The following is a 21469-nucleotide window of genomic DNA, read 5'->3' on the forward strand; positions in this document are numbered from 1 at the left end:
CGTCTGAACGGGGGCTGTCCTCTGGATGGGGACAGGAGGCAGGGCAAGGGGCCAGCGGCCCCGGGCAGCCCCCACCGGGTTTCCCAAGGGCGCCGCTGATGAAGCAGTGCAGCGATGCCCACCGGAGGAGGCCGCGCCACAGAACATCTGTCACCGGTTCAGGGCTTCTTTTTCGGCTCAAGATAGCGCCGGATCGATGGGGCCATATAGATGAGCCCCGTGAAGGTGATGGCCCCCAAGAGGAGAATGGACACCAAAACGCCCAGATACACCAGCAGTGGAGGTCGTTTGCCCACGGAATCCGGTGGAGAGGCCGCAGCCTGGGAGCGGTTTGCCGGTGAAGGCGATGGGCGGGTGGAGTCCGTTGCGCTGAAGGACAGGGTGGCCGGCCCAGGGGATGGCGCGGGCGGCACAGGGGAGACGGCTGTGGGTAGCTGGGGCGGTGCAGGAGGAGTCTCCCGGGACATCCGCAGCTCCTTCATCAAGGCGGATACCACCTCGGCGGATTCGTGGTCGGTTAAGATGGAGACGCCGTCCAGGTGGGGGGCTACGGATCGGATCAGGGCCGCCACGGCAGCCATATCGCCGGTGGCAGCTACCTGCATACTGATCGCGACCTCTGGGTTGGCCTGGCGCATGGCAGCCGATAAGGGCAGGACAAATTCTCCCACGGTCTCCGGATCGGTCTGAATCCGCTGCACCTGCAGGACCACCAGGTCGGCATACGTGGCCATGGCTACACCGTAGTTGAGGGCAAAATCGTGGTCGGGTCCAACTGCCAGGCGCGCGCCATAGCGGTCGGCCAGTTCCCGCATCTGACGCACACTGCCCACCGGGTCTCGTTTTTCGCCAGGAAGATTGGCCGGACCATTTTCCAGGTTATAGCCGATGATATCCACCTTGTGGCTGATGGACGGCAGGATCTCTCTGGCTTCCTGGATCGACTTAAAGACCACCAGCGTCTGTCCGACCGTGATCTGGTCCAGCAAATCCAGCATGTTCAGATGATCGATGCGGGCAATGTCATCGGAGCGGGCCGTGCGGTTGAACCAGTCCACCATGCCCGGACCCAGGCTGACATCGACCCATAGCGTTTCTGTCTCCCCGCTGCCGGCCTGGGCCCGGACGGTGATGGGCTGCACGGGCACACAACCCGCCAGGAACAGGGCCGTGGTCAACAGGATCTGGGGCAATCGTGTCATTTTGGGCATCGCTCAAGTCAATCTGGATCAGTCGCCAATGGGTGGACAGACGGTACGGCGCTGTCACGTGGGTTGTGCCGGGGTAGGATTTTTTGTACCAGCCGATGATTTCAATCATCGGTTAAAGGCCAGCTTGGGGGGCTTCCCCTGGGAAAAGGTAGCAGAAATTTCCAGTTACTGCAACCGTGTTTTTCAAGATCGGTGGGCAGCTATCCTGCTCTCCCCATGAACTGCACCTTTTCCGCGGGGCACCCTTGTCCATGCGGGGGAAACCAGGGGCTGCAAATGCGACACACGTGCCGCATTTGCAGATGATTCACCCCGCATCGGCCATGGCTGGGCATCAGTAGATCGGGTAGGAAGGGAGCCATGAACAGGATGCGATCCAGCCCCTCAGGTCGGTATCGGCCCATTTGCCCCATGTGCGGCAGGCGGCTTGAGGCAAACCGGGACGCCCCGACCATCGTGTTCATGGGACAGGAATACAGGTTCTGCTGTCAGCAGTGTCAGGAACACTTTGCACGGATGCCGGAAAGGCATATCGTACAACTGGCCCATGAGCCCTCTGGATACCTGGGATATCCTTGCCCCTATGACGGCCTGCCGCGATAAGTCGAACTTCTGCCAACCCATCTACGCAGGTTTGACGCCCCTACCCGGCAGCATGGGCCAAAAGTCTGGGACGCACCCGGCGGAGGGTGCGTCCCAGACTTTTGGGAAAGCGGGCGCAGCACGCGGCGTCCGCCAGGGTCCCCGGTGTCGGTCCCCTGGCGCCTCCAAGGTTGTCGGTCCCGTTTCCATACGGGACCGCATCCGTGCGGTATGGAAACCGCACCTACTGGCCAACAATCTGGGACCCACCCCACCCACGTTTGGACTGGACCTCGTCGCGAAGGTGGGCTATGATAGCGTGGTAGGCCCGCTATATCACGGCCGACAGAAGCTGTTTCAAGATCGAGTGAAGTTGACGGAGATCAAATCCCAGGAACGGTTCTATGCATCCGATACATGTCCTTCTGGTGGACGATCATGCGGTCGTGCGGAAGGGAATCCGGGATTTTTTGGCAGAGGACCCGGAGATCCGGGTAATCGCCGAGGCCGCCGACGGTGGTGAAGCCTGGGCGCTGTTGACACGCCAACAGCCCGATGTCGCCGTGCTGGATATCCGCATGCCAGGCCTCTCGGGCATCGAACTGACGAAGCGGATTAAGGCCCACTACCCACAGGTACGCGTCCTCATCCTGACCGCGTACGACGACGAGCCCTACGTTTTCGCCCTGCTCCGAGCCGGTGCCGATGGGTATATCCTCAAAACGGCTGACAGCGGCGAGCTGATTCGGGCGGTCAAGACCGTGGCGGCAGGTAAAGCGGTACTGGATGCCGAGATCGCCCCCAAGGTGATTGCTGGCCTGACCGGGGCCGGCTCCCTGGAACCCCTCAGCGACCGGGAGTTGGACGTGTTGCGCGGCGTGGCCAAAGGGTGGACCAACCGGGAGATCGGCCAGAGGTTGGGCATTAGCGATCGGACGGTGCAAGGGCATCTGGCCAATATCTTCGGCAAGCTGCACGTCGCCTCCCGCACCGAGGCCGTCACCGTGGCCCTGCAACAGGGCCTGATTACGTTGGAAGACACCCAGCCGTAGGGGCCCCGGTCCATGTCCTCCATCGCCCGTTTGCGCAGCCTTCGGGTCCAGCTTCTGTTGTGGATCGCCCTCCCGGTGGCCATCATTCTCTTTGCCCTTTCCCTGACCGAACTGCGCAGCCATGAGCGGGCCATGGCGCGTCTGGTCCAGGAGCGCGCCGATAACTGGACTCAGGCGGCCGCTGCGTTCATTGGGATGCGGCTCGACAGGGAGCGAGATCGGCTGCTTCAACTGACCGCTGTCCCCTTCTTTCATACACGCTCCCCGGCGACCTGGTCTCAGTTTCTGGCCGACTTCCAGGATGGGTTCCCTGCCGGGTTGGCTGTGTGGAACCGGAGCGGTCAACTGTTGACCCGGACAGAGGCCGCCTCCTGGGCCGACGCTCCGGCTGTCCGAGACCGGCTCACGACGCGAATCCAGGCGGGGGAGCCGGGTAGTATCACCTGGTGGCCGACACCGGATGACCCCCATTTGATTTTGGCCATCGCGACCCCAGCCACCGACGACGATTTCTGGCTGGTGGCGGGCGCGCTACCGGTCTCGGCGTTGAATTTGGCCGAGATTCCACAGATACTATCGCCTGGCGATTACGTGACCCTGGAGATCGCGGACGAGACCGGCACCCCGGTGTTTTCGCTGGCCCGGCCCAATGATCCATCGGATACCGGGAAAATTGTCCAGTCCACCGTTCAGGTCCCCCTGGCTCCATGGCAGGTAACGCTGCAGGCCTCATGGGCCGAACTGGCACCGCCCGTCCTTCGCTTCGAAAACCTGGTTTTCCTGGTGGTGGCTGCCGCAGCCGCCATCTCGCTGGGTTCCGCCTATTTCGGCTTGCGGAACATCGTGTATCCCCTGCGCCGTCTGAACAAAATGGCCATCTCGATTGGCTGGGGGGATTTTGATGCAGCCGAAGCCCCGGTCGGTGGCGTCCAGGAGATCGAGGATTTGCGCCTGGCGTTAGACGACATGGCCCGCCGGCTCCGGCAGTACCAGCAGGAGTTCCGAAGCTATATCGGTGCCATCACCATGGGGCAGGAAGAGGAACGCCGACGCCTAGCCCGGGAACTACATGATGGGACGGTGCAGATGTTGATTGCCCTCAATCAACAGGCAGAACTGATCGAACGTGGGCTGCCCCATCAGCCGGAGGAGGCCCTGCTCCGGGTGAAGGAGCTGCGCCCCTGGATCACAGCTACCCTCGCGGAACTCCGACGTCAGATCCACGCCCTGCGGCCCCTGTATCTGGAGGATCTGGGCTTTATCCCCGCCCTGGAGATGCTGGTGCGCCAGGTCGGCGAACGTCATCACCTGGTGGTCGATTTCGAAGTCTCCGGGACCGAGAGACGTCGCCTGGACCCGGCAGTGGAAATCAGTGCGTATCGCATTATCCAGGAAGCCCTGCAAAACGTGGCAGCCCATGCCCATGCCACCTGGGCCCATGTGGAACTCGTCTTCGATCCGGATGGGATCACCATCCGGATCGAAGATAATGGTCGGGGTTTCGAGGTGCCTGTTAATCCGTCACGCCTGGCTCAACAGGGCCACCTGGGCCTATTGGGGATCCGGGAACGGGCACAGCTCCATGGTGGGTGGCTGCGCCTCCACAGCGAACCCGGCCAGGGGACGGCGTTGACCGTGCGTTTGTTGGACCAGGCAGGCGACGCCTCTCCTGCCGCGGGCTGAGCCTCCTTCCAGGCCGCCATCGCGCGGATCGGTCCCCTCAAGAAGTAGTAAATCCCGGCAGAAATCCGCCGATAGTTTCCACCAGAGGTAGTGCCGCCGAATTTCTGGCGTGGTATTTGCGCCAGACTGTAGTAGGCGGCTGCCAGCGCCCGAAAAGCACGCCCCCGGTCGATTTACCCTTCTCCCTCCACCCGCAGCACGGCCAGGTAGCTCTCCTCCTCGCCGGCCTGGGGCACAATCCAGAAAGTGGCCCGCCAGGCCCGGGCCGTCAGGGTGCACGGGGAGGCTTGGGAGAATGCAGCGTGGCTCTCAGGAGAGGCGCCGGGCAGCGGTCAGCTGACCCTGGCAGTAGGCCTGGAGGACCTCCTGAAGCTGCTCGACCCGAATGGGCTTGCTGAGAAACGCGTTCATGCCGGCTTCCATGCAACGGGTCCGGTCTTCCGGCTGGGTGTTGGCGGTGAGGGCAATAATGCAGGGCTGGCGTTCGGCAGGCCACTCCTGGCGGATGCGCCGGGTGGCTTCCAGGCCGTCCATTTCGGGCATCATGATGTCCATGAGCACCACATCGTAGGACTGGCGGCTGAGGGCTTCCAGGGCCTCCAGCCCGTTGGCGGCCACGTCCGCGCTGCAATCCAGGCGTCGCAGCAGGTTGAGGGCGACCTTCTGGTTGACCAGGTTGTCCTCGACCAGCAGAATGCGAAGGGATGTGCAGTGGCGGGAAGTCTGTCCGATCACCCCGATTAGCGGCTCGGCCTCTTCTGGCCGGCGGGTCAACAGGCGCCGGCAGACCTGGTGGAGCTGGCCATATTTGACTGGCTTGGAGACAATGGCCAGATGCTCGGCCTTGAAATTTTGGTGCGGGCGGTGAACGGGGTGCAGGAAAATGGTGGCCAGGTGGGGCCACCGTTTCTGGATGGCTGCCAGGATCGCCGAGGGGGTCGCTTCGGCGGCAGCGGGCAGGTCCACCAGGCAGAGATCCAGTCGCCGGCCTGAGGTCAACAGCGCCACAGCCTCGGCCTCGTCGGCCGGGGCCAGGGCTTCCAGGCCCCACCGACGGCAGAGATCCTGGAGTAGCTGGCGGCCGGTGGAAGCATGGCTCCAGATGAGGACCGTCTTATCCTGCTCGGCCAGGGGCGGGTATGCCTGCGCCGGCCTGGCATCGGCCACGTGTACGGGGACGCAAAAGTGAAAGGTGGACCCTTGGCCGGGCACACTCTCCACCTGGATGCGGCCCCCCATCTGTTGGGTGAGGTAGCGGCAGATGGCCAGCCCCAGGCCCGCACCCCCGTAGCGGCGGGTGGTGGAGCTGTCCAGCTGGGTGAAGGGCTCGAAAAGCTCTGGGATCCGCTCTGCCGGAATGCCGATGCCGCTGTCCCGGACCGCGATGTGCAGCTGGGGGCTTTGGGGCGCTTCAGCCAGCCGCACTTCGGCCGAGACCAGGATCTCGCCGTGCTCGGTGAACTTGATGGCGTTGTTCAGGAGGTTGACCAACACCTGTTGAATGCGGGACATGTCGCCCACGACCTGGGCCGGGGTCTCCGGGGCGACCTGGTAGAAAAGCTCGATGCCCTTTTCGGCTCCATGCCAGGCAAAAAGCTCAATAACCTGTTCGACACATTCCAGGACGGCAAAGGGGCGCAGCTCCAGCTCCAGCTGGCCCGCTTCCAGCTTGGACAGATCCAGGATGTCGTTGATGAGGGAGAGAAGCAGGTCGCTGCTCTGGCGGATGAGGGCCACCTGACTCTTCTGCTCGGCCGTCAGGCGGCTGTCCCGGAGCAGGGTGGACATCCCCACGATGGCGTTGAGGGGCGTGCGGATCTCGTGGCTCATGTTGGCGATAAAGGCCGATTTGGCCCGGGTGGCCGCTTCGGCAGCCTGCAGGGCTTCCTGAAGCTCCCGCTCATAGCGCTTTTGCCCGGTGATATCCGACACAATGGCGATGATCTCGCTGGAGCCGGTGACCGGGTTGGTGATGGTGGCGGTGGAGAGCTGGATGATGACGGTGCTGCCATCCCGGCGCTGGCGCACCAATTCCAGGTTCTGGAGCGATTCCCCCTGGCTGGCCCTCGCCAGCAGTTCCCGGAATTCTTCCTGTTTGTCCGGCGGGATGACCGGACTGGGCTGGCCCAGGACTTCCTCCGCCTTCCAGCCGAAGATGCGCTCGGCGGCGGGGTTCCACATGGTCACATGGCCCTGCTGGCCGTCCAGGACGACGATGCCCACCGGAGCTGCCTGGAAGAGGGCCGTCAGGGTTTTGTTGGAATGGGCCAGAGAAGTCAGCGCGGCCCGTCGTCCCAGGTAGAGGGTCAGATAGGCTGCTACCGCATGGAGCAGCGTCTGCTCGTGGACAATGTGGGTGCGGTCGGCCGGTGTACCAAAGGGGCGCAGGTAGACGGCCTCGATGAAGCCGGCCTTCCCGACGGCGGTGAAATCCACCCGGTCGACCCGGGTCGGCTGCTGGTAGGCGGGTTGCCGCACCGAGATGTCATCAAAGCTCAGGCTGACGCCCCTGGACTCTCCATCGTAGAGCCCGCCCCGGACCGCAGCCACAATGGCCTGGAATAGTTCGTCCAGGGGACACTCGGTGTCCCGCAAGAGTTCGGCCAGGCGTTGCAGGGTGGCCAGCTCTTTCGCTCGTTCCACCACCTGGGATTCCAGCTCGTCCTGCTTGTCCTGGAGTTGGGCTACCAGGGCCGATTCGCTTTCCCAGGCGCGCTTGAGCTTCTGGGTGGAAAACCAGATGAAGAGGACCAGCGAGCCCATCATGGTGCCCAGGTCCAAAAATTCCTGGAGGAAGCTTCGGTTGACATCCCCAAGCAGGGGGAAAATGCCCTGTTGCTCCAGATGGACGACGGTGGCATAGACAGCCATGCCGGCCACAAAGAAAGCGGCAGCCGCCCGTCCACCCAGGCTCAGCCCGGCCAGGATTGTCACCAGGGTTAGCCCCAACACCAGGGAGTGGCTGACCCCCCAGAAGGCCATGACCAGCCCAATACAGCCGAACACGGCCAGGATACAGACATAGGCTGCCGCCCGAAACCGGTCGCGCCGGATCAACCAGAGCCCGACCCAGAAGAAGGGCAGCAATAGACCACTGGTCAGCGGCGAAATATAGGCGATGAACCCCAGTTGCCACAAGACAGTCGCCACCACCACGTACACGCTGACCACCCCGATGAGGAAAATCAGGAGCGTTTGGAGGGTGTAGCGGGTATAGAGGCCGTCGGCCCGGGCGGTAAGCCTGCCGATTTCCGCTTCCAGACGTTGGAACAGCCCAGGAATCAAGGTCAACATGGATTGCGCATTGGGTGATATGGTTGAAAGGTGCCAGAGATGGCTTTACTGCAGGAACCCCAGATTTCACAGGTGAACACGGATTTGGCCAGATTCCTTTCTGGTAATCCTCTACCTCTTCGCTCCCTTGCGTAAAAAAATGCCCTTTTGGCAGTAAAGACAGTGATTCCCCGGCGATGGCCAGCCCTGCAAGGCATCCTCCTCAGTTTACGCGGCTATGGATGGGAACAACACCGTGATCCGCGGAGATTTTCTACGTCAAAAGTCTCAATTCGGTGTCGGCGAAATTCGACGGCCGGAATAACATGCCGGGACCCCACCGGTTTTTGGGCGGGGTCCCGGCATATTCAGGTGAATGGATGGCCCGCCGGCCGGCTTCCAGCGGGCGGCGGGTTAGCGGCCTGCCCCCCCTCGCAGGTGGGGGAACGCCTGGAGGCCGGGGTAAACGGCGGCCTCTCCCAGCTGCTCTTCGATGCGCAGGAGCTGGTTGTACTTGGCCACCCGGTCGCTGCGGGCCGGTGCCCCGGTCTTGATCTGACCGGTGTTAAAGGCCACCACCAGGTCAGCGATGGTGGCGTCCTCGGTCTCGCCCGAGCGGTGGCTGACCACCGCGGCCCAACCGGCCCGGTGGCTCATCTCGATGGCGGCGATGCTCTCGGTGAGGGTGCCGATCTGGTTGACCTTGCACAGCAGCGCGTTACAGGCCTGCTCCTGGATGGCCCGCTCGATGCGCGCCACGTTGGTCACCAGCAGGTCATCCCCCACCAGCTGGACCTGCCCGCCCAGTCGCCGGTAGAGCAGCTTCCATCCCTCCCAGTCGTCCTCGGCCATGCCATCCTCGATGCTGATGATGGGGAAACGGTTGCACCAGTCCGCCCAGAGGTCGACCAACTCAGCGCTGGTCAGCTCCTTTCCCTCGATAGGGAGTTGATAGCGTCCGCTCTCGGGGTTGTAGAGCTCGCTGGTGGCCGGGTCCAGGGCAATGAAGACGTCCTCCCCCGGTCGATAGCCGGCCTGCTCGATGGCCTGGAGGATCACCTCCACGGCCTTGACATTGCCGCCCAGGCTGGGGGCGAAGCCGCCCTCATCCCCCACGTTGGTGCTGTAGCCGGCGTCGTGGAGCACTTTCTTGAGGCTGTGGTAGATTTCGGAGCCCCAGCGCAGGGCCTCGGCGAAGCTGGCTGCGCCCACCGGCATTACCATGAATTCCTGGAAGTCGGTGCTGTTGGCTGCGTGCTTACCGCCGTTCAGGATGTTCATCATGGGGACGGGCAGGGTGCGGGCGTTGACGCCGCCCAGGTAGCGATAGAGGGGCAGGCCCAGGGCCTCGGCGGCGGCTTTGGCCACGGCCAGGCTGACCCCCAGGATGGCGTTGGCGCCCAGTTTCCCCTTGTTGGGGGTGCCGTCCAGGGCCACCATGTATTCGTCGATGGCGACCTGCTCCAGGGCGTCAAAACCCAGCAGCTCCTCGGCCAGGGTTTCGTTGACATTTTTCACCGCCTGGAGGACGCCTTTGCCGCCGTAGCGCCCTTTATCGCCATCCCGCAGCTCCACGGCCTCGTGGGCACCGGTGCTGGCGCCGCTGGGCACCATGGCCCGGCCGACAGCTCCGCTGGCCAGTTCCACCTCCACTTCCACCGTGGGGTTGCCCCGGCTGTCCAGGACTTCCCGGCCGACGATGCTGATGATTTCGGTCATTGTTTTCCTCCGTATAATTTGCGTATCCGTCTAAATTAGCTCTACTGCACAAAGGTCAAATGAGGACGCTGACCCACGCAGATAAACGCTGATTCGGGTTGCTCTCTCCTGCGTTTCTTTGCGCCTTTGCACCTTTGCGTTCCAAAATGCCCTTTTTGCAGGGAAGCCATCAATTAATGGCGGGCCTGTAACGGCTTTTATCCGAGCCGGCCTTTTCTGTTCAGTTGTATCACGAATGGTCAAAATTGGCGAATTCCCGGCCGGTGCACCGGTGTAACCCGACAGGAGCACCCTCACCCTGCAACTTTATCCCCTCTGGGACGTATTGACAGTGCATCACTATCTTTGCAGATGCGCCCCATCGATTTCACAGCCGCCCCACCTATCCGTGACGTCCGATCTGCGCGGATGGCGGCTCCTGTCGTAGGTGCGGTCTCCGGCCGCACGGTGGTGCCCGGAAGGGCGCCCGTTCCCGTCGGGGCGGGCCGCCGTGCCCGCCCGCTGTCGCGGTCGAACCAGCCACCCACGGCGGGCCAGAGACCCGCCCTACGCACGTGTTGCACCCAATCCGGACAGGAGCAGGGACGGCAACGGCTGCGCAGCGACTGGGTCGGCATCTGAGGATACCGACTCCGCGTGGCGGTGGTGATCCTTTCGAGGAGTGCGCATCTGAGGATGCGCACTCGCCCCATGCGGCGTTGTCTGTGTAATCCGTGTTATCTGTGCAATCTGTGGCTGAAAATAAAGTGCAAAGATAGTGAGTGCATCGACCCCGTTCCTGGGGTTTCGAAATCGGGGGCTTCGGGGCTGGGGGAGGGATGCTGAGGCGTGGATGGAAGCTGGGGGAGTCCGGCCCGGCGGGATGCCAGGCGGAAGGAAGGCGAGTATGGGGATGGGTTCGCAGAAGGTCCAGGCAGGACCGGGGCAAAAACCGGGGACAGGGCCTCGGGAAGCCGGTATCGTGCTGCTGGCGGCCTATCATTTCCTGGTGGCCGGCCTGTTCCTGCTGGCCAGCGTGGGGCTATCCCTGCCCACGGTGTTGCTGGGGCTGGTGGCGTTCACCCAGGATCCAGAGGCCGCCATCGGCATGTTGGTCACAGGCCTGCTGGCGGCCGTTTCCCTGGTCTTCTGCCTCCTCTACCTGGCCATCGGCTACGGACTGTGGACCCTGCGCCAGTGGGCCCGGGTGGCGGCCACGGCCCTGGCCATCCTCAGCCTCTTTGCCGTGCCTGTGGGCACGGTGCTGGGCGGGTTGACCATCTGGTACCTGCAGCGGGCCGAGGTGGCAGAGCGCTTCCGCTAAGCCAACGGTACAGAGGTGCAGAGATCCCTGCCGGAGGCCGGTCTATTCTTCCCGGCGCTGCAGGGGAACAGCAGCTTCTCCATGCTCCCGGGAAGGGGTGATCTCCCCTTCCGGATCGGTGGGCCAGACGTGGTAGACCCAGCGCACGGCCCGGCGCCACATGCTGCGGGCTGCCGCGGCCTGGTAGCTGGCCTGGCGGCGAGTGGCCTTCCACCAGCCTGCCTCGGGCCGGGTCACCGGCACGCTCCACTTGACGGCACAGGCCGCCCACGTCAACCCTGCCCCGAAACCCACGAAGACCAGGTTGTCTCCCGGCTTCACCTTGCCCGCCTCGATGGCCTCGCAGAGGGCAATGGGGATGCTGGCGGTGCTGGTGTTGCCGTACTTCTGCAGGTTGACGAAGACCTTCTCTTCCGGGATCTTGAGCTGTTTGAGCACACTGTTCTGGACGATGCGCAGGTTGGCCTGGTGGGGGATCACCAGATCCACGTCGTCTGGCGTCAGGCCGGTGCGCTCCAGCACCCGGCGGGTGGCATCGGCCATGACCCGGGTGGCAAAGCGGAAGACGGCCTTGCCGTCCATCTTGATGTAATGGCTGCCGCTGCTCACCGTCTCCAGGCTGGCCGGCATGGCGCTGCCCCCTGCCGGCACCGACAGCAGATCCGCGCCCGAGCCGTCGCTACCCAGTTCGGCCGCCACGATGCCGCCGGGCACGTCGCTGGCGGCCACCAGCACCGCACCGGCGCCATCGCCAAAAAGGACACAGGTGTTGCGGTCGGTCCAATCCACGATGCGGCTCAGGGTTTCGGCGCCGATGACCAGCACGTACTCGGCATCCCCGGCCAGGATGTGGCCCCGGGCCATGCTCAGGGCATAGACGAAGCCGGAGCAGGCGGCGCTCAGGTCAAAGGCGCCCGCATTCACCGCGCCGATGGCATCCTGGACCAGGCTGGCCGTGGCGGGGAAGATGTGCTCTGGCGAACTGGTGGCGCAGATGATCAGGTCGATCTTGCTGGGGTCCACATCGGCCACTTCCAGGGCCTGGCGCGCGGCGGCCACCGCCAGGCTGGCCGTGGTCTCCTTGGGATCGGTCACCACATGGCGCTGTTCAATGCCCGTGCGGGTGCGGATCCATTCATCGCTGGTATCCACAATCTGTTCCAGATCCCGGTTGGTGATGACCTTGTCGGGGACCTTATAGCCCCAGCCGATGATTTGGGCGTATTGCCGGCCCACTTCCGGGATGATCATCTCCCGGCGGCTGGGTGCCGATTGGGGTACGCCGTTCTCGTGCCCCTGTCCGCTCACAAGCTCGGACGATGAGTGCTGTCCATCCACCATAAGGCGCCCTCCGTTCATTGCAATCGCCTTGCATCCAACTGGCCTGTCCTGCCAGAGGGGCGCGCCGTATTCAGCCCGCGCCCCGCGGCCCTGTCTCCCCGGCTATTCATACCGCCGCAGCATGATGCAGGCGTTGTGGCCGCCAAAGCCAAAGCTGTTGCTGAGGGTAACGGCCACGTCTGCCTTTTGGGCCACCAGCGGCGTATAGTTGAGGTCACACTCGGGATCCGGATTGTGGAGGTTGATGGTGGGCGGGATGATCCCTTCCTGGATCACCTTGGCGCAGATGACCGTCTCGATGGCGCCGGCGCCTCCCAACAGATGCCCCAGCATGCTCTTGGTGCTGCTGATGCGGACGTTGTAGGCGTGCTCCCCCAGCACCTGCTTGATGGCCATGGTCTCGGTGACATCGTTGAGGCGGGTGGCCGTGCCGTGGGCGTTGATGTAATCCACATCTTCCGGCCGGACGCCATATTCTGCGGCCTTGCGCAGGGCCATGCGCATGGCGTCAATGGCTCCCCGACCCTGTTCGTGGGGCGCGGCCATGCTGTAGGCATCGGCGCTGCTGCCATAGCCGATGACCTCGGCGTAGATGCGGGCGCCCCGGGCCCGGGCATGTTCCTCGGTCTCCATGATCATGATGGCGCTGCCCTCGCTCATGACGAACCCGTCCCGGTCCTGGTCGAAGGGACGGCAGGCGCCGGCGGGGTCGTCATTGCGCTGGCTCAGGGCCCCCATGATGTCGAAGCCGGCCACGATAATGGGGACGATGGCCGCCTCGGCCCCCCCCACGATCATGACGTCCGCATCGCCCCGACGCAACAGTTCGAAGGCCTCGCCGCTGGCCGAGGTGCCGCTGGCACAGGCGCTCACCACCGCGTGGTTGGGGCCGTGGAGGTTGTACTCGATGGCAATCTTGCCCGCGGCGCTGTCCACCAGCATGTTGGGGATCATGAAGGGGCTCACCCGGCGCAGGCCCCGGGTCTGGGCAATGTCGTAATTTTCCAGGGTGGACTGGAGGCCGCCGATGCCGGTGCCGACGATGACGCCCACCCGGCTGGGATCTTCCACGCTGAAGTCGATCCCGGCGTCGGCCACCGCTTCCTTCGTGGCGGCCAGCGCATACTGGATGTACGGATCCAGACGTCGGGCTTCCTTGCGGTCCATGTAATTGGCCGGGTCGAAGTTGCGTACTTCGCCGGCGAAGGTGGTCCGCAGGTCGCTGGTGTCGAAGCGGCTGATGTGGTCAATGCCGGAGTGGCCGGCCAGCAGTTCCCGCCATGTCTCTGCCAGGCTGAGGCCCAGGGGCGTGATGGCCCCCATGCCGGTGATGACCACGCGTTTGGGTTCGGAATGAGCTCCGTTGGAGCGATTATGGGTAGTCATTTGGCTTCTCTGATCACTTCCTTGTCGAAATCCATGGGTCAAAATCCATGGCGCACCGGGTCAAAATCCATGGCGCACCCTGGGCGTGCATAAGCTCAGTGCCAGGTCCGGGCGCTACGGCCGCCCCCAGGGAGTGCTCCATTTGTTGCGGCACAGCCCTTAACTATACCAGGTATTTTGCCGATCGGTCGAATCGGAGGCCCTGGTACGAGAAATCAAGCCTGGCCGTTCGGGGTGTGTTCAGGCCAGAAACCCTGGGAAAATCCGTATATTCATAACACGGTAGCGGGGCGAAAGTTGCGCGGCGTTGATGGGGCGCATGAAAACAAAGGCGCCGAACCGGGGAACGGTTCGGCGCCCTGGGCTGTGCTGAGGGTCGGGATCATGGGCTGCTGCTGGTGTCCCGGGTCCACCAGACCTGTAGCAGCCCAATGCCGGCGCGGTCGTAGTACTCCACCGTGACCGTATGCTCGCCGGCACCCACGCCCACGAAGCGGTTGCTGACTTCCTTATAGCCATCCCGCCACTGGTCGATCACCAGCAGCCCGTCCAGATAGACCCGCACGCCATCATCGGCATTGGCCCGGAAGATGTAATCGCCTGCCTCAAAACGGAAGGTGCCCGTCCAGCGGGCCGACCAGGAATCCTCCCGCAGGACACCTGCCACCGGCGACTGGTAGCCCCAGTTGAAATCCAGCGGATTGCTGGAGCGGGGTTCCTGTTGCACCAGGACGGGCGGGCCGGCCAGGTCGATGCCCTCGTAGTAGGAGGCTGTCCATTCCGGCGTGCTGGTCAAAAAGGTGGTGTCAAAACGCAGATGGGCCAGGCCATAGCCTTCGTAATACTCGATCCGCAGCAGATGATCGCCTGACAGGGTGCGCCCCACCGCATAGACCCGGCCTGTGGTCCCATGCCACTCATCCACCAGGAGCTGGCCATCCAGGTACACCCGCACCCCGTCGTCCGCGTCCACGGTGAAGCGGTAGTAGCCGGGCGCAAACTGGATCCGGCGTTCGAAGACAGCGGAAAAGTTGTCGGCCGGCACAGCCGGGTTGGGAGAACCGGTCCCCCAGTCGAACTGGACGGTGGGCAGATCCAAGACCACCACCGGCGTGCCGTCCAGGCGGGGGTTGTCGTAGAAGGAGGCCTGCCAGCCCTGGAACCCCGTCTGGCCAGCCCCGCCGGTTGAAGGTTGCCCCTGGTTCCCAGTAGATGGGACCGGCGTGGCCTCCGGGCCAGTGGCTTCCACCACGGGCACGCCGTTCAGGCCCTCGTCCACCTGGACCAGGCGGGCGTCGATCCAGCCCTGGAGGTTGTCGGCACAGGTCAGTTGTAGCCAGGTCCCGGTCTGATTGCGGCCGGTCACATCACAGGCCTGGTTCAGCTTCACCTGTCCCACCCGGGGATAGGTGCTGCCGGGACCTGCGTAGAGGTTCACCAGCTCGAAGCGCACCACCGCCACAGGCACCGAAGCGCCCACCACCCCCGTGGCCACGCCTGCCTCCAGAACGCCAGTGACCACGATGGTGGCTCGTCTGGACAGGTTGACCGAGGGGTAGAGGGTTCCCCACACCTTGACGGCCACCGGCGGCGTTCGCCGGCTGAGGGCCACCAGCTCCCGCTCCACGTCGGGCGTGATGCCCACCACGCCGTAGGTGGCCTCTGGGGTGATCAGGAAGGTGCTGTAGCGGCGCCCCGGGGCCGGTTCCAGCCGGCCCAACAGCCCGTAGACCGGCTCACTGCCGGCCAGAGCCGGCTGCACACTCTCTTGGCCCGTGCCCATGATGCGGGGTAAATAAATGGCGGTGCCCTCGTCCCTCACGATGCCCTGGGCGGCGGACGGGGCGACATATCCCACCACCAGCGCCAGGGTCAACAGGCCAGAAAGCCCCAGCCGCTGATACCATCTCATGGTTTCCTCCCTCGGATCACATGCCGCCTGCGGACGTCCGTACAGATGACTCCACCCCTGGTAAATCCCGGCAGAAATCCGCCGATGGGTTCCACCAGAGGTAGTGCCGCCAAATTTCTGCCGTGGTATTGACGCCAGACAATATTAGGACGGAGAAGCCGGCCAGAATGTTGCATCTGGCCGGTTTTCCAGGCTCACTGGACCAGGGCAATCTCCAGGGCATCCCGCAGGGTACGTACCCCCACGATCTCTATCTGAGCGGGCAGGCCGTCGGCCCCCTTGCGGTTCAAGGCGCTCCGGGGGACGAGGACCCGGGCGAAGCCCAGCTTGGCGGCTTCGTGGAGCCGGCGGGGCAATTGGCCCACGCTGCGCAGCTCGCCGCTCAGGCCGATTTCCCCCACCAGGGCCAGGTCGGCGCAGACGGGACAGTTGCGGTAGCTGCTGGCGATGGCCACCGCGATGGCCAGGTCCGCGGCGGGCTCGTTGATGCGCATACCCCCCACCACGTTGACGAAGATGTCCTGGTCGGCCAGATTGAGGCCGACCCGTTTGCTGAGCACCGCGGCCAGCAGGAGCAGTCGGTTCAGGTCGATGCCGTTGCCCGTGCGCCGGGGCTGGCTGAAGGGGGTGTGGCTGCTCAGGGCCTGGATCTCCACCAGGAGGGGGCGGGTTCCCTCCATGGAGACGGCGATGGCGCTGCCTGCAGCGTTGGGCAATCGTTCGGCCAAAAAGAGCTCGGAGGGGTTATGCACCTCCTCCATGCCCCGGTCGCCCATTTCAAAGATCCCCACTTCGTTGGTGCTGCCGAAGCGATTCTTCACCGAGCGCAACAGGCGATAGGCGTGGAAGCGTTCTCCCTCTAGCTGGAGTACCGTGTCCACCATGTGTTCCAGCACCCGGGGGCCGGCCAGGGTGCCTTCTTTGGTGACGTGGCCCACCAGGAAGAGGGGGATATTGTGCTGTTTGGCCACCCGCAGGAGCAGGGCAGCCGAATCCCGCACCTGGCTCACGGTGCCGGCCGCGCTGGCGCCTCCCTCGGTGTAGATGGCCTGGATGGAGTCCACGATCACCAGCACCGGGCGCAGGTGCAGGATCTGCTCCAGGATCTGTTCCACCACGATTTCCGCCAGGATGTAGAGTCGCTCCTCCTGGATGCCCAGGCGTTGGGCCCGGCGGGCGATCTGGTGGGCGCTCTCTTCGGCGCTGACGTAGAGGACCGTGCCCACATGCCGGGCCACGTCTGCGGCCATCTGCAGCAGGAGGGTGCTCTTGCCGATGCCGGGATCGCCGCCCACCAGGATGCCTGCGCCCGGCACTATGCCACCGCCCAGGACCCGGTTCAGCTCGACCATGCGCAGGGGCAACCGCTCCACGGGGCTGGCGCCGACGCTGGCCAGGGTGACGGGCGTGGCGGTGGTGAGTCCGTTCGCGGCCAGGGTCGACCGGCCGGGTTCAGCCGGCCGGATGGTGACTGCTTCCAGGGTGTTCCATTCGCCGCAATCCGGGCATTTGCCCATCCACTTCATTTGGGTGCTGCCGCACTGGGAGCAGACGTATTGGACTTTTGCTTTGGCCATGGCGCCTTTTCCTGACCTTTTGCCCGTTCTTAACCTTTTGCCTGCCCTGACTTTTAGCCGGTTGTTGGAGGGTCAGTGCAGAACAATTGCAGAACAAATGTGCGTCCATTGTACGTCGAAATGGGGCGGGCCGTCAATGATGGCAGGGAGGACGAGGATAGGGAGCAGCGATGTCAGATGTGGCCACGGGTGTGGAGGGGCCCTGAGATGGAAAAGGGGCGGGAACGCCATTGTACCCGCCCAGGGAAAGGCACCCAGGCCTCTCCCGCATGCTCCCAGTGTACCATGGCGGCGCTGGGGCACCAAATGGGGTTGGATGGGTCTTCGATTCCTCGGAAGGTCATTCGGATTTGCCTTTCATACCGAATCTGATCCGGAACGTGTCTCCCAGATGGGTTGAAATGGCTCCAAAAAATTCTTCTTGAAGTGCTTGACAAAGCGAGACAAAGGTGGTATTCTGATGCCTGATGCATCAGGCATCAGAGATTGGCAGTGAACCATTCTGAATGCCCTGGTGAGTCATGCTCCTCACCCCAAAAGTGTATCGCCCAACGATAGGCCCCGTATAAGACCTGACTGGTTGGTATTTGTATTCCAAGAGGAGGAGGAACCATGGAGAATCGCAAGTTAAGTCGCCGCAGCCTGCTGAAATGGATGGCCGCCGGCTCGGCTACGGCCGCCCTGGCCGCCTGTGCCCCGGCCGCGGCCCCAGCGGACAGCGGCAGCGGCCAGCAGCAGAGCGCCGAGTCCGCCGCGGCCCCAAGCCAGGGCAAGGTGCAGATGAGTGTCGCCACCCATCACAGTGAAGTTCATGATTGGCAACGGGAGTTCGCCCGCCGCTGGGCCGAGGAGCACGCCGACCAGGTGGACCTCCAGATCGAAGCGGTGGTCTACGACGAGATGCCCAAGCTACAGCTGGCCCGCTCCGCCTCTGGCACCCTGTGGGACGTGGTCTTCAGCGGCATCAAGTGGTTCCCCTTCTCCGCCTCCAAGAACATGTTCCTGGTGCTGGACGACTTCCTGGCCAACCGGGAGGATGCCAACCTGGATGACTTCTTCTCCACAGCTTTAGCAGGCGGCTACCTGGACGGCAAGCTGTATGGCCTGCCCTACGAGATTCATCCGGGCAACCCGGCGCTGGTGGCCTTCAACGTGGACATGTTGGAGGAAAAGGGGCTGCCTCTGCCCACAGACGACTGGGATGTGAACCAGTACGCCGACCTGGTCGCCCAGGCCACCGATCCCGACAACAAGATCTACGGCACCAACTATCTGCCGGGCAACTACTACGACTTCGAGTCCCTCTCCCGGGCCTACGGCACCGACATCATGGACCCGGAGCGGAAGCAGTTCTGGTTCAACACCGACGAGCTCAACCGGGCGGCGGCCCGTTGGATTGTGGACCTGCGCACCAAGCTCCATGCGGCGCCCTCCCGGGAGGATGCCCAGGGGCTGGACTTCACGGCCGGCGTGCTGGCCACTGCTGTCGCTGCCACCCACCAAATTAATGGGTGGACAACCGCCATCGGCGACAAGTTCCGCCACGATTGGGTCCTCTTCCCCAAGGGGCCGGATGGCAAGCGGGGGTATACCGCCTTCACCTCCAACTTTTCCTGCTCGGCTCAGACCAAGGCACCGGACCTGGCCGTGGATCTGCTCCTCTACCTTACCTCCACCGAGGCCGGCCTCTGGTCCGCCCTGGAGCAGGGCACAGGACATCCCAACGCCCGTCGCTCTGTGTGGGAGAACGAAGAGTTCCTCCGCCAGGCCCATCCCATTTTTGCCCGGGTTCTAGAAATGTTCCATGACCCGGACATTCCTGGTCCGTTCCCCATGCCCTACAACCTGCGCTTCCAGGAGCTGCAGGACAACTGGGCCAACACCTCGCCGGACCTGTTCTACGGCGATGTGGAGTATGAGGAGGGCATGCAGATGGTGCAGGATGCCTGTCAGGAGATCCTGGACCTGCCGCGCGCGTAAGAAGGTTTACCTCCATTTTCAGGTAGCATCGAAAGGAGAATATCTATGCCAGTCAAAAGTCTCAGCCGTCGTGATTTTCTGAAAGTGGCTGCTGGTACAGCCGCGGTAGGTGTGATGGCCGCCTGCAGTACACCTGCTGCGCCGGGGGACCAGACGGGCAGCAATGTGCCATCATCGGGCGAGCGTATCCCGATTACTGTCATGTTTTGGGATCCACAAACACCGGGTGTTCGTGAGCTGCCTATGAAGAAATGGGAGGAAACCCAGGATACGTACTCGGTGGACTATCAATGGATCAACCCGCCCAGCGCTTTTTACGAGAAGTTGACGATCATGATGGCCTCCGGCTCGCCTCCCGATCTTTTCATCCTGCAAACATCCTGGCTGCCGGAGTTTTTGCGTAACCATGTTCTCCTGGACATCCAGCCTTACATCGACCGGGATAACTACTCGTTGGATGATTTCCCCAAGATCGCCGTCGACGCCTACAGCTATCAGGGCGGCTTCTACGGGTTGCCCGACAACATCACGGCCTGGTGCATCTACTATCTGAAAGATCTCTTTGACGAAGCAGGTGTGGATTACCCCACGGCCCAGTGGGATGATCCGGCCTGGACGACCGATGACTTCCTGGCGGCCTGCGAAAAACTCCAGAAGCGAGATGCCAGCGGCAAAGTCACCCAGTATGCTTACGATATTTCTACCGGTGGCTGGCTTGTGCAGTCCATCTGGATGTCTCTCTTTGGAGGCAGCTTCGTAGACGACCCTCTGGATCCCACAGAATGCACCCTGGATCGTCCGGAAGCTATTGAGGCGTTGCAGTTCCTGGCCGATCTGGCCTGGAAGTATGAGTACGCCCCCCGTCCAGAGGCCTCTGCGGATATGAATGCCATGGAGATGGTGACAAACGGCCGGCTGGCCATGTTTAACGGTGGCGGTTGGGGATTCCAGCGCTGGGCGGATGTGCCATATCAGTGGGACATTGGGCATTTCCCCAAGGGGCCCGTTCGCCGGAATGATTATGTCTTCTACTATCCCATTTCCATTGCCAACGCGACGAAACACCCGGATGGGGCCTGGGAGCTGTTGAAGTATTACGAGGACGTCGCCATTAAGGAGATCATTGCTGAAGGCGGCTTGCAGGGCACGAAAATTTCCGATATGCGTGAAATCTTCGCGACGAGTGCCAATCCACCAGAAAGCCGAGAGGTCCTGGTGGATGCTGTGGAGCATTTCGGTATTCTGGATCCCCGTCTCACCAACTGGCAGAAGATTGTGAACACCTTCACCGCTGAACTGGATTACCTCTGGCTGGGTGAGAAGAGTGCGGAAGAGGCCGCTATGGCTGCCAAGGCAGCGGTTGATCCACTCATTCAAGAGGGGCGGTTGACTTCAGAGGCCTGAAGATCCTGGCGCATTGGCGCAGAATGACCACCGGGAGAATGGCCTTAAGGCCTGATCCGGGCCATTCTCCCGCGAAAGGAATGCTATGAACAATTCAGCAATCGGGCAGACTTTGCCCTCAAGCAAGCCACGTGCTCACCAGCAGTCCTCCCCCATGCGTCGCAGGGAAAACCTGTTAGGATGGCTATTGGCGTCGCCATTTTTGATTGGTTTTACCGTTTTCACCGCCGGGCCGATGCTGGTTTCGCTTTTTCTCTCGTTTGCCGATTGGAATCTACTCAGCTCACCCCAATTTATCGGCCTGGCGAATTATCAGGAGATGCTCTTCGCCGACAAGCTGGTAGGCCATTCTCTGAAAGTGACCCTTTACTTTGCCTTAGGTTCCATCCCTTTACACATCATACTGGGCCTGGCCATTGCGATGATGCTCAACACCTCGGTGAAGGGCCTTTCGTTCTTTCGGACCATTTACTATCTGCCGGCAATCCTTTCTGGTGTGGCAGTCGCTATGCTCTGGCGCTGGATTTTTTCGCCGGACTTTGGCCTGCTCAATGCTGGATTGGCTATGGTGGGGATCGAGGGCCCCAATTGGCTCATGTCCCGACAGTGGGTTATTCCATCCTTCATTCTCATGAGCCTGTGGGGGGTCGGAGGCAGCATGGTCATCTATCTGGCCAGCCTGCAGGGGATACCCACCTCCCTTTATGAGGCGGCCACAATCGATGGGGCCGGTTGGTGGGCCCAGACCCGGCACATTACCCTGCCGATGATGAGTCCCGTGATTCTCTTTCAGCTCATCATCGGCATCATTCAGGCCTTCCGCTTCTTCGAAGCGGCATACATCATGACAGACGGGGGCCCTGCCAACGCATCGCTCTTCTTCATGCTTTACCTCTATCGACAGGCCTTCCAGTATTTCAATATGGGCTACGCCTCTGCCCTGGCCTGGCTGCTTTTCTTCATCGTGTTGATACTTTCGCTGTTGGTGCTGCGGAGTTCGCCCGCCTGGGTTTATTATGAGACGGAGTTGAAGGGGCGCTAACATG

The 21469-nt window shown here is 62.7% G+C and carries 13 protein-coding genes; 6 read left to right on the forward strand and 7 right to left on the reverse strand.

What is annotated here, in order from left to right:
- Positions 1–158: 158 nt before the first annotated feature.
- Positions 159–1202, reverse strand: a complete 1044-nt coding sequence (locus tag FKZ61_RS07855) for a hypothetical protein (protein ID WP_141609532.1) — start codon at positions 1200–1202, stop codon at positions 159–161.
- 995 nt (positions 1203–2197) lie between these two features.
- Between FKZ61_RS07855 and FKZ61_RS07860 the strand changes: the two genes are divergently transcribed.
- Positions 2198–2845, forward strand: a complete 648-nt coding sequence (locus FKZ61_RS07860; RefSeq protein WP_141609534.1) for a response regulator transcription factor — start codon at positions 2198–2200, stop codon at positions 2843–2845.
- 12 nt (positions 2846–2857) lie between these two features.
- On the forward strand, positions 2858–4528 hold the full coding sequence (locus tag FKZ61_RS07865; protein ID WP_141609535.1) for a HAMP domain-containing sensor histidine kinase: 1671 nt from the start codon (positions 2858–2860) through the stop codon (positions 4526–4528).
- Between the two features lie 309 nt (positions 4529–4837).
- Here FKZ61_RS07865 and FKZ61_RS07870 read toward each other — a convergent pair whose 3' ends face one another.
- Both FKZ61_RS07870 and eno read right to left on the reverse strand, forming a co-directional pair.
- Positions 4838–7822, reverse strand: coding sequence for a hybrid sensor histidine kinase/response regulator (locus FKZ61_RS07870; protein WP_141609536.1), 2985 nt, complete (start codon positions 7820–7822; stop codon positions 4838–4840).
- A 393-nt stretch (positions 7823–8215) separates the two neighbouring features.
- Complete coding sequence (gene eno / locus FKZ61_RS07875) at positions 8216–9520, reverse strand: phosphopyruvate hydratase (protein WP_141609537.1); 1305 nt, start codon at positions 9518–9520, stop codon at positions 8216–8218.
- A gap of 886 nt (positions 9521–10406) precedes the next feature.
- Here eno and FKZ61_RS07880 point away from each other — a divergent pair.
- Positions 10407–10823, forward strand: coding sequence for a hypothetical protein (locus FKZ61_RS07880; protein ID WP_141609538.1), 417 nt, complete (start codon positions 10407–10409; stop codon positions 10821–10823).
- 42 nt (positions 10824–10865) lie between these two features.
- Here the strand turns inward: FKZ61_RS07880 and FKZ61_RS07885 are convergent, their stop codons facing one another.
- From FKZ61_RS07885 to radA, 4 genes are all read right to left on the reverse strand, one after another.
- Positions 10866–12164: a beta-ketoacyl-ACP synthase III gene (locus FKZ61_RS07885; protein WP_326838558.1), complete on the reverse strand. Its 1299-nt coding sequence runs from the start codon at positions 12162–12164 to the stop codon at positions 10866–10868.
- Between the two features lie 102 nt (positions 12165–12266).
- The gene (gene fabF, locus FKZ61_RS07890) at positions 12267–13550 is read right to left on the reverse strand and encodes a beta-ketoacyl-ACP synthase II (protein WP_141609539.1); all 1284 of its coding nucleotides are present in this window, start codon (positions 13548–13550) and stop codon (positions 12267–12269) included.
- Positions 13551–13932: 382 nt separating this feature from the next.
- On the reverse strand, positions 13933–15462 hold the full coding sequence (locus FKZ61_RS07895) for a PA14 domain-containing protein (protein ID WP_141609540.1): 1530 nt from the start codon (positions 15460–15462) through the stop codon (positions 13933–13935).
- A gap of 194 nt (positions 15463–15656) precedes the next feature.
- Positions 15657–17039, reverse strand: coding sequence for a DNA repair protein RadA (gene radA, locus FKZ61_RS07900; RefSeq protein WP_141609541.1), 1383 nt, complete (start codon positions 17037–17039; stop codon positions 15657–15659).
- Between the two features lie 612 nt (positions 17040–17651).
- Between radA and FKZ61_RS07905 the strand changes: the two genes are divergently transcribed.
- The 3 genes from FKZ61_RS07905 (at position 17652) to FKZ61_RS07915 (ending at position 21465) form a co-directional block, all read left to right on the forward strand.
- Positions 17652–19019 (forward strand): ABC transporter substrate-binding protein, encoded by a 1368-nt coding sequence (locus FKZ61_RS07905; protein ID WP_141609630.1) that lies wholly within the window; start codon positions 17652–17654, stop codon positions 19017–19019.
- 45 nt (positions 19020–19064) lie between these two features.
- Positions 19065–20423, forward strand: a complete 1359-nt coding sequence (locus tag FKZ61_RS07910; RefSeq protein WP_141609631.1) for an extracellular solute-binding protein — start codon at positions 19065–19067, stop codon at positions 20421–20423.
- A gap of 85 nt (positions 20424–20508) precedes the next feature.
- Positions 20509–21465, forward strand: coding sequence for a carbohydrate ABC transporter permease (locus FKZ61_RS07915; protein WP_170199422.1), 957 nt, complete (start codon positions 20509–20511; stop codon positions 21463–21465).
- The last annotated feature ends 4 nt before the right edge of the window (positions 21466–21469 follow it).

Source organism: Litorilinea aerophila (assembly GCF_006569185.2).
GTDB classification, from domain to species: Bacteria; Chloroflexota; Anaerolineae; order Caldilineales; family Caldilineaceae; genus Litorilinea; species Litorilinea aerophila.